8 protein-coding genes and 1 tRNA gene are annotated in these 8,530 nt (G+C 55.4%); 3 read left to right on the forward strand and 6 right to left on the reverse strand.

The window, feature by feature from the left end; translation table 11 throughout:
* Positions 1 to 2 precede the first annotated feature (2 nt).
* Both HYZ49_14340 and HYZ49_14345 read left to right on the forward strand, forming a co-directional pair.
* Positions 3 to 74 (forward strand) — tRNA-Met (locus HYZ49_14340).
* A gap of 90 nt (positions 75 to 164) precedes the next feature.
* A complete protein-coding gene (locus HYZ49_14345; protein MBI3243460.1) occupies positions 165 to 1,157 on the forward strand; it encodes a tyrosine-type recombinase/integrase in 993 nt (330 codons plus the stop codon).
* 27 nt (positions 1,158 to 1,184) lie between these two features.
* On the opposite strand, the gene HYZ49_14350 is transcribed toward HYZ49_14345, so the two are convergent.
* The 3 genes from HYZ49_14350 to HYZ49_14360 all read right to left on the reverse strand — a co-directional run bounded on the left by HYZ49_14350 (position 1,185) and on the right by HYZ49_14360 (position 3,854).
* Positions 1,185 to 2,291, reverse strand: a complete 1,107-nt coding sequence (locus tag HYZ49_14350) for a tyrosine-type recombinase/integrase (GenBank protein MBI3243461.1) — start codon at positions 2,289 to 2,291, stop codon at positions 1,185 to 1,187.
* Complete coding sequence (locus HYZ49_14355; GenBank protein MBI3243462.1) at positions 2,284 to 2,466, reverse strand: hypothetical protein; 183 nt, start codon at positions 2,464 to 2,466, stop codon at positions 2,284 to 2,286. The genes HYZ49_14350 and HYZ49_14355 overlap by 8 nt, the downstream gene beginning before the upstream one ends.
* Before the next feature lie 311 nt (positions 2,467 to 2,777).
* Positions 2,778 to 3,854, reverse strand: a complete 1,077-nt coding sequence (locus HYZ49_14360) for a hypothetical protein (protein ID MBI3243463.1) — start codon at positions 3,852 to 3,854, stop codon at positions 2,778 to 2,780.
* Between the two features lie 664 nt (positions 3,855 to 4,518).
* Between HYZ49_14360 and HYZ49_14365 the strand changes: the two genes are divergently transcribed.
* Entirely contained in the window at positions 4,519 to 5,448 is a 930-nt protein-coding gene (locus HYZ49_14365; GenBank protein MBI3243464.1) for a hypothetical protein, read from the forward strand.
* Positions 5,449 to 5,759: 311 nt separating this feature from the next.
* Here the strand turns inward: HYZ49_14365 and HYZ49_14370 are convergent, their stop codons facing one another.
* From HYZ49_14370 to HYZ49_14380, 3 genes are all read right to left on the reverse strand, one after another.
* Positions 5,760 to 6,704, reverse strand: a complete 945-nt coding sequence (locus HYZ49_14370; GenBank protein ID MBI3243465.1) for a dihydrodipicolinate synthase family protein — start codon at positions 6,702 to 6,704, stop codon at positions 5,760 to 5,762.
* 56 nt (positions 6,705 to 6,760) lie between these two features.
* The gene (locus HYZ49_14375; protein MBI3243466.1) at positions 6,761 to 7,894 is read right to left on the reverse strand and encodes an exo-alpha-sialidase; all 1,134 of its coding nucleotides are present in this window, start codon (positions 7,892 to 7,894) and stop codon (positions 6,761 to 6,763) included.
* A 31-nt stretch (positions 7,895 to 7,925) separates the two neighbouring features.
* Positions 7,926 to 8,530, reverse strand: a 605-nt coding sequence (locus HYZ49_14380) for a GntR family transcriptional regulator (protein ID MBI3243467.1), incomplete at its 5' end; no start/stop codon positions are given.

An 8,530-nucleotide genomic window follows, 5' to 3' on the forward strand; every position in this document is an offset into this window, starting at 1 on the left:
GATGCGGGGTAGAGCAGTGGCAGCTCGTCGGGCTCATAACCCGGAGGTCGCAGGTTCGAATCCTGCCCCCGCTACTGAAAGACACCGTAGACCGCAAGGCTACGGTGTTTTTGTTGGCTTTGCGGTCTACGGTTCAAGGAACCTCCTCGAAGGAGGAAAATTTCATGAACCGTAGACCGCAAGGCTTTTTGTTGTCCAAAGCCATCCCCGGCTTCCTGCAATACAAGTTGGCCGAGGCCCTCAGCCCACGTACCATCGAGAGCTACAAGAAACATCTTGAGCAATGGCAGGAATACGCGGGCGATGCTCCGCTCGGCAAGGTGACATCTCAAGACCTCCGGGCCTATCTGGCCTGGCTCCGGACGGAATACAAACCGCGCCGTCTTGCCGGCGGCGACCAGCCTCTGGCCGGCAAAACGATCCGCAACGTGTGGATCAGCTTGTCGGCCTTCTTCACCTGGGCCAGCACCGAGTTTGGGCTGGCCAACCCGATGAAGAATGTGCCAGCGCCGAGATTTGAGGAAGCGCCGGTTGAACCCTTGACCCGCGAAAACATCGAAACCTTGCTCAAAGCCTGTGATTATTGCCGGGAAGCAAAGACGAATGACCGCCGCCAATTTGTGATGCGGCGGGTGAGTGGCAATCGTGACCGGGCTTTGATTCTGACCCTGTTGGATACCGGTCTGAGGGCATCCGAGTTGTGTTCGTTGAGCATTGGCAATGTTGATCAGAAGAGCGGCAAGGTGGAGATAAAGCACGGCGCACAAGGCGGCGCAAAGGGCGGCAAAGGCCGTACTGTGTTTTTGGGCAAGGCGGCGCGCCGGGCGTTGTGGCGTTACCTGGTGGATCGTGAGGATGGTGACGATCCCGCCGCGCCACTGTTTGTAGGCCGGTTTGACCGGCGCCTGAATCGGGATGGTCTTCGACAACTGCTGGCCTCGCTGGGCGAGAAGGCCGGAGTCAAGAAATGTCATCCTCATCGTTTTCGCCACACCTTCGCCATCACTTATCTGCGTTCGGGAGGGGACGTGTTTACGCTGCAGTCTTTGCTTGGTCACAGCACGTTGGAAATGGTGCAACACTACGCTCGCATCGCTGATATTGACGTGGAGCAGGCCCACCGCCGGGCCAGCCCCGCCGATAACTGGCGGTTGTGAATGCTTGACAAATTCCGTTTGGCAACTTCAACGGGCCAACGCCTCAGCCAGAGCGTGCAGAGCTTCGACCATCTGACTTTTGGACAGGCTATGTAAGCTCTGGCTGAGGGCGCTTTCCACAGCAGGTGAAGGAGCTGGATGGCCGCCCAGGCTGGCGATCCGTCGTCGCACTTCGTCGCTCAAAAGCGGCGCATAGATTCCATCAGTAACGCGAATGTCCTCGTGCATCAGGTTCATGCTGACAGCCTTATAGTCGGCCATTGTCTGGGCGCGTTGCAGAGCATAGACGGCATGACCATGACGGAACTTATGCGGCGACTTGTACTCAAGCCCGGCAACGACGAAGAGTTTACGAAGCCGCTTACCCAGGGCAATATTGCGGTCTTCGCCGCAACGATCGGGCGATAACGTCTGCTCCCCCCAACGGCTAATGATGGGCGTGTACCACATCGCCGTTGGGAGGAGGTTTGACCGGGCGAAGGCATCCCACTTTTCAACGACGGTTAAAAGTTCGGGTTGTTCCAGAAGATAGGTGGTCGCAGATTTGCTGTTCTTTGTCTTCACTCCCAAAGACGGCCATTGCTTGATGGTTCTGGTTTTCAGATCAACAGCTTCGAGCGGCAGAGAACAAAAGGCGCTGGCTCGCATGCCTGAGAGGTAGAGCATGGCCGCCGCCGCTTGATCGCGCCGGAGCGCCAGGTTGTTTTTATCAACTGGGGCGCTAACCAGCTTGAGAACTTCGTCGAGTGTGACGAACACGTGATCGTTTGCCAGAGGTTGCTGAGCACGTCGCGGGGGACGGAGAGAGTCTATCCACGCTAACGGAAGGTGGCGGTATTCCTGTGAGTAAGTTGCCTTGGCCCAATTGGCGAAACGTTTAGTAGTCAGGATGATTTTCTTCAAGGTTGAGGGAGCCAGTGAACCCGTTTCACCGGCGGCGCCAATAGAGGTCAAATAGTCTGGAAAGGTGGGGCGCAGGCCTGGGGCGCTCGCCAGAGGCGTTTCGTCCATCCATAGCAAAGCGTGGCGGAGATAGAACCAGTAGCGGCTGACCGAGTGTTCGTGGAGTTGCATCACTTCGCGAAGATAGCACAGGTGCTTTTTGGCCAGAAGATAATTTTGCCGGTTAACCATGAATGGAGCCGCCTCTGTTAATTTTCCCGCCGCAATCTGGGCAGGTTCCGCTATACAGGATTTGTTTGCCGCTTCCATTCTGTAAAACAGGATTTGCCAGTTTGACGACCTGGCGACATTTAAGGCAGTAGGCCTCGTCGTCGCCGAGTCTGGTTTTTCGTCGAGCCTGAGACATCTGGCTTACCCAATCTGCGAATTGCCGCCCGTTGATCCAGAGATGCCCCTGATCGTCTCTTTCGCCGGGCAGACCCATGCCCACCCAATTGCGGATTGTTCTGGTAGGAACCTCAAGTTCTTCTTCAAGCTCGCTGACTTTATAGAGCATTGGCAACAACCCCGGGGATTTGACGATGACGCTGTGGGGAAGCTTGACGCGATCTCTTGTTTGCATATCTGTAAACACACTCCAATCGTTTGGACTTAAAACAGAACGGCGCACTCACTTGAGCACGCCGCCAAAATATCACGCTAACCATCCGGGAGTCACTATCCCGGTGTCCTGACTTTTCGATTTCGCTCGCGCCGCTGTTTATCGGTGGGGACTATCTCGGTTCCATACATTTGTCGTAGTGCGCTCAACCGATTGAGCACTGTCTTGGCCGACTGGCTGAGCTTCTCCCCAATCTCCGGGCAGGAATAATCTTCCCACCACAAGGCCAGCGCCTTCCGGTCCCAGGCATGGTCGGGAATCTCGTCCCAGCGTTGCTTCGCGTTCTGAGTTTGCCCGCTTTCCACTTTCCTTGGCTCAACCGGGTGGGAAGATTGGGAATTTCCCCCTGGCTTTCCGGCCTCTGGCGCGACTCGCCACGCCGCCCGGCATCGGGCCGCCAACGCCTCAACAAATGGCTCGGCTTCCCGATACTTGTAGCCCACCGACATCACCGTCATCATTAGCGGATACTTGCCCGCAATCCGAGATACTTCTACATCCAGCGCAATCTCATCCAGACTCTGCCAGGGCCGCTCCATCGTCTGAAGCTTGAGACGGACTTCCCACGACCGCTTTTGCTCTGGCACAAGAGGGGTCCCGTGACGGTCAGTTGTCTGATGTGGTTGAAGCAGATAATTTCGCCGCTCGGCAAGGGTCACATAGCACACCCCGCCACCCACAAAAACGGCGGCCAAACTCTTCAACTCCTGCTCGAACCCCTTGAAGCTCGTCCTCAGTTTCAACTGACGCAATAGATGTTCCGTCTTTCTTGGCTCGCCCGCCCACATCGTCTCTCCGGCTGGCGGCCAGTGGTGGGCAATATCGGCCAGCAACCTCACGAGGTAACCCTGAAGGGCTGGCTCATGGCAGGTGGCGGTTATCTCAATGCTCTTTCCCAGCCCGACGGGCGTGACGCCGATTTGAAATAGTTTGGGCATCGTCAGACTCATCCCGGTGCTGTCAGTGTAGATGCCGTCAATCTCCAGCGACAGGCGCTCTAGCAGAAGGATGCGCCTTTCGGCCTTGCCCAGCCTGATGACGCCGTCTCCCGTGGGAAAGCGTTCTGATGTTGCTTCTTGCAATTGATTGCCGAGCCAACTGATGAACTCATCGTCGCTCGTCTCGATGTACATCCCCATCCGATTCATGAATGAAAGACCCTCTCTGGTGTGATTGCGCGCCACAATTTTAGCTGGTTTTTCGGCCAGAGTTGACGATTTGCCAAACTCAGGACAGCGGGATATTGCCTCCCGGATAGTTTGCCTGCTACAACTTCGGGGCAAGAGGCGGCAAAGGTGTCGCCGCATCTCATTGGTGTGAGTGAATTCCACGCTCACGGGCGTGTAATCTGTTTTCCGTGGGGCGGCGCTGTTCTAAACAGGCGGCCCCCCATCCGAAAGGCCGGTGACCCGGCGAGTTCCTGAAATGGGCAGGTCAATCGCAAATCGGACTCGACTACTCGAAGGAGGTGAGGTTATCCAGCAAATAAGAGTCGATGTCGCTCGCGCAACCTGGCGCGCCGAGCGGCACAACAAACAGAGCACCAGGCTTCCCTATCGTCACGCGGCACTCCCGTGATAGGGTGGAATGCAAGCAGGGAGACTCGGTTCAGCCGAGCGCCGCTTACGTTGGGCAGATAGGACAAGCCCTTCGGCGAAACCTCAACTCGACAACCGGCTCTGGCAGAACAAATCGCTGTCAGAGCTTTCAAAAAGCGTTTTGCTTAAGTAGTAACTGTGCTGATGCCGAATGAGCCGATGACCGGATTGCGTCTGGTCGTCGGCAAGGAGAAAAAGCATGGGACGAACAACTTTTCGCGGGCAAATCTATCGGGCGCTCGACGCCATTGACCGCCGGGGCGAGTCAAAGCATCTGGCGAAGCAGGCGCAAGACTGGAAGCCTGGTCAGCCAGTGTATGGCATCTTCAGCGATGGCACGCAAGACACTGTTTTCGACCGGGCGATGACGTTCGCTAACTGGCTCGATGACAATTATCCAGACACCAGACTCTTCCGCGAGGTAGACGAAGAACACGTCATCGAATTCATGATGTGGAAGACCGAAATGTGCCAGTCGAACACTGTTGGGGCAATGTTGTCGGCCTTGCGTAAGCTGCAAGAGGGCCTGCTGGCGATGAAGTGGATTCGGGAGCCGATTGTTCCGGCAGAATGGGATGCAGAAGGAAAGAACATCCCACGCGGCGCTTACCCGTCCGATGAGGCCGAGAGGATTATTAGGCATGTCAACCGTCGTAACCCGGAATACGGCCAGGCCCTGCGCTTCATCCTGTCCAGCGGCGCACGGATTGACGAAGTGTTTCACCTGCGCTCGGACAAGGTGTTCTTGACTGAAGGCAAGGTGGAACTGCTGGGCAAAGGCGGGAAGACCCGGCGGGTGCGGGTTTTGCGCAAGGAGACCCTATTCGAGTTGGATTTGTCGAAGCGGTTTGTATATTTGGACAGGCGCAAGCTTCGCACATGGAAAGATGGGTTGCGGGCGGCGGTGTGCAAGGCGTGTGACGAGTTGGGCTTTCAGCGGCACGGGGTGCATGGCTTTCGGGGGACGGCGGCGGGCGAGTTTCTGCGAGTCAAGAGGTTGCTGGGCTACGACGAAACCGAAGGGCGGCATGAGTTGGCGCAATGGTTGGGACACAATTCGCATCGGATTGAGGTAACGTATGCCTATGTGCCGAGACGAGGAGGCGATTATGAAACATGCCGTTTTTAATCCGACTCGTGGCATTTGGCTATGGTGTTTGGGCGGACGCGAGCAAATTTTGTCTAGGGGGCAGGTTGCCGGCGCGTTGCTGAAAAAATTTTTCTTCCGGCTGTGTAACTGCTTATGGGCTAAAAATCATGACGCAGATTTCGCAGACGCTTCGCGTACAGATAAAACCAAAAAGATACCAGCGAAAATCTGCTTGCAAAGTGTTTGTGTTCACACTTGCCCTGGCGTACAAGGGCTAAGGTCTGCGTTCTAAAAACTAGGCTGAGAAAGGATTGGCCAGCGGCGCAAGTTCTATCGGCTTGAAACGGCGATCAACCCACAACCTCCGGCACGCCACACTGCAATAACATCTGCCGGGCCTGCTCTCGAAACTTGTTGCGCACATCCCGCGTAGGCGGACGGCAACGACTAGAGCCTAAGCCAACCAACTCCATACATAGTTTGTCCAGGTAACCGTCGCCGCTGGTGTACTGCTCCATTTCGCTCCACAGCGCCAAAAAGGGCATCGCGACTCTTATAAGTTCCTGTTGAGCTTCACTATATTGATGGCTTTCCAGCAAACGCCATAGTTTCACACCCCACTGCGGCCAGTAATTGCACACATGAACTTCAAAGCCGCACGCGCCGAGCATATGGCTGGTCACAAATCGCATTTGGTTATCAATAATAGAAAACTGACTTGAAAACCGAGAGACGACCTGCTCAAATTCCATGTGGCCTCTATCAGGCATTGACCACTTAAGGCCGACGACATTGGGCAAATTGGCCAACCGTTCCACCATCTTGGCAGACACGCCATAGCTCGTCCAAAATGTATTGTAAATGATGATGCCGATGTCGGCGGCATCGGCAGCGGCCCGAATGTGCTCATAAAAATCTTCTTCGGTGTGGCCAAAGTAAAACGGCGGCGACACTTGAATATATTGAGCGCCGATGCGCTCGGCGGCCTGAGCCAGGCGTACAAGTTCAAGCGTGCTGGTGGTCTGTGCGCCCATCGCCACCGGGACACGGTCGGCCGCCTCCAGCACCACCGCCTCGGCCACCTGCACCCGCTCATCAAATGTCATCGTCGAAAAATCGCCGGCGGCTCCGCCTGCTAACACGACGCCCACGCCGGTGGTGATGCCACCTTCTATCAAGAATCGGGTGTGCCGCCGAATGGCGTCCAGGTTTACCGACAAGTCTCCATCATGAAACATGGTCGGGATGGTCACATAGCAACCACATAAGCGGCTTTGGGCGGAGTAGCGATCCATAAGTATCCTTCCCAGTTGCGTAGTTGCGATAAGTCACACAAACGGGCCGATATATATCACGCGCTTTGTAGTGTGAAATAGGTTCCCTGAATACAAATTGCGCCGTCGTCTTCAGCATAGTAAGCTGTGAATAGTTGGCCCGGCGCATACTCGATGACTGATGGATAACCAAAATTGAGGCCCGAATCGGTGTCGGGTAGCTTGTCGCGAATGACGATTTCATCACTCCAACTTTGACCCTCGTCTTCGCTGACGGCGGCTCGAATACTCATCGGGGCCTTGCGCCGTCCGTAGATGATCAGGAGGCGGCTATCTATCAGGCGGATTGCATGAACAGGATAGCCCCACAGCGGCAATTGCCTTGTGGGCAACCAGGTCGGGCCGCCATCCACGGACTCGCTTTGGTGAATGTAACCGGTGGCTTCGTCACGTGACATCACCAGCAACTTGCCAGTTCGAGTCTCGACGACAGATGGCTCTGAGAAAATTCGGCCAGATACACGCGCCGCCTCGACCGGCTTTTGCCAGCTACGTCCCTGGTCCGTCGAGTGGACGACAAAGGAAGCGGCCAATGGATCATAATCGTGGCTACCCAATGCCAACAAAACCTGGCCAGTGCTCAGTTCAATCGCGCCTTTAGGGCTGAAAGCCCCTTGATAAGGTGTGATGTCCACTGGCACAGTTGTTTGCCAGGTATAGCCGTTGTCTGTGCTTATATGGACGTAAGCGCCTCCATCGGCGCGAGCATATGAAAACGGATGTTGCGCCCAGTCGGCCTCGGTCTGCGCTGGCCGCCAGCGGGACGTTTCCGACTCGAAAATGAAGATACGTCGTTGCTCATTCAGCCAGAGCTTCTTCGCCAACTCCAGCGGATACCAGAGAAAGCGCCATTGGTTAAGGAGCACATCACCGCTGGAGAGTTGCGCCAGGCCGGGCGTTTCGACTCCGTACCAATCGTAATTCGGCGCCACCCGAGGTTGCTCCCACGTCCGGCCCTGATCGCGTGAGCGACAGATGAGGTTGATAAACTGCGGCACGTTGGGAGGGTGAATTGCCGGGGGCGGGTGAGGCGCACCCTGGCTGAATGCCACAAGCCAGTCGCCATTCGCTAATTTTGTAACGCAAGGGTGAGAGCAATAAGTGTGCGGCGCTTTGTAAACGATGATGCTGGAAGTCACAACATGATCCATAAAACCCACGCGATTCAAAAAACGTTTGCGGTTAGGCTAGTCTTTCATTGATGTCGGACAACTTGCTCAGAATGTGGGTGCGCACAACCTGGGCGCATTGATCAGGGTTTCGCCCGCGCAATCCGGCTAAAAGCTCCTCGTGGCGTTGATAAAAAACAGCCCATCGCTCAGGAGTGAAAGGGTATAACTCTCGCTCTGGCGACCAAACCAAAAAAGGCAAGCCAGAAATTCGCCAGATGCGAGACAGATAACGGTTTTGGGCCGCATCAATGAGCAAGGTGTGCCATTCCAAGTCCAGTTCAGTGGCCGCAATCGAATCGTTTTTAGTAATTGCCTCACGCATTCCCTCCAGCAAGCGCTGAAGTTGCCGGCAGATGTCATCCCATTGTTGGGCGGTCAGCCGTTCAATCGCCTGCCGCACGGCCAACTCTTCCAACGCCATGCGGGTATATAAGCTGTCACAAACTTCATCCCAGTTGATGCTGGCAACATAAGTGCCGTTTTTGGGGCGCGCTTCAACCAGTCCCTGTTGTTCAAGAATCCGAATCGCCTCACGAACCGCAAAAGACTTTAATGTCAGCAATAGCACAATCATTCGTGTGCTGAAAGAAGATTTGTCTAAATATCCGTACAAAA

It is taken from the genome of Chloroflexota bacterium (assembly GCA_016197225.1).
Classification (GTDB): domain Bacteria; phylum Chloroflexota; class Anaerolineae; order Anaerolineales; family VGOW01; genus VGOW01.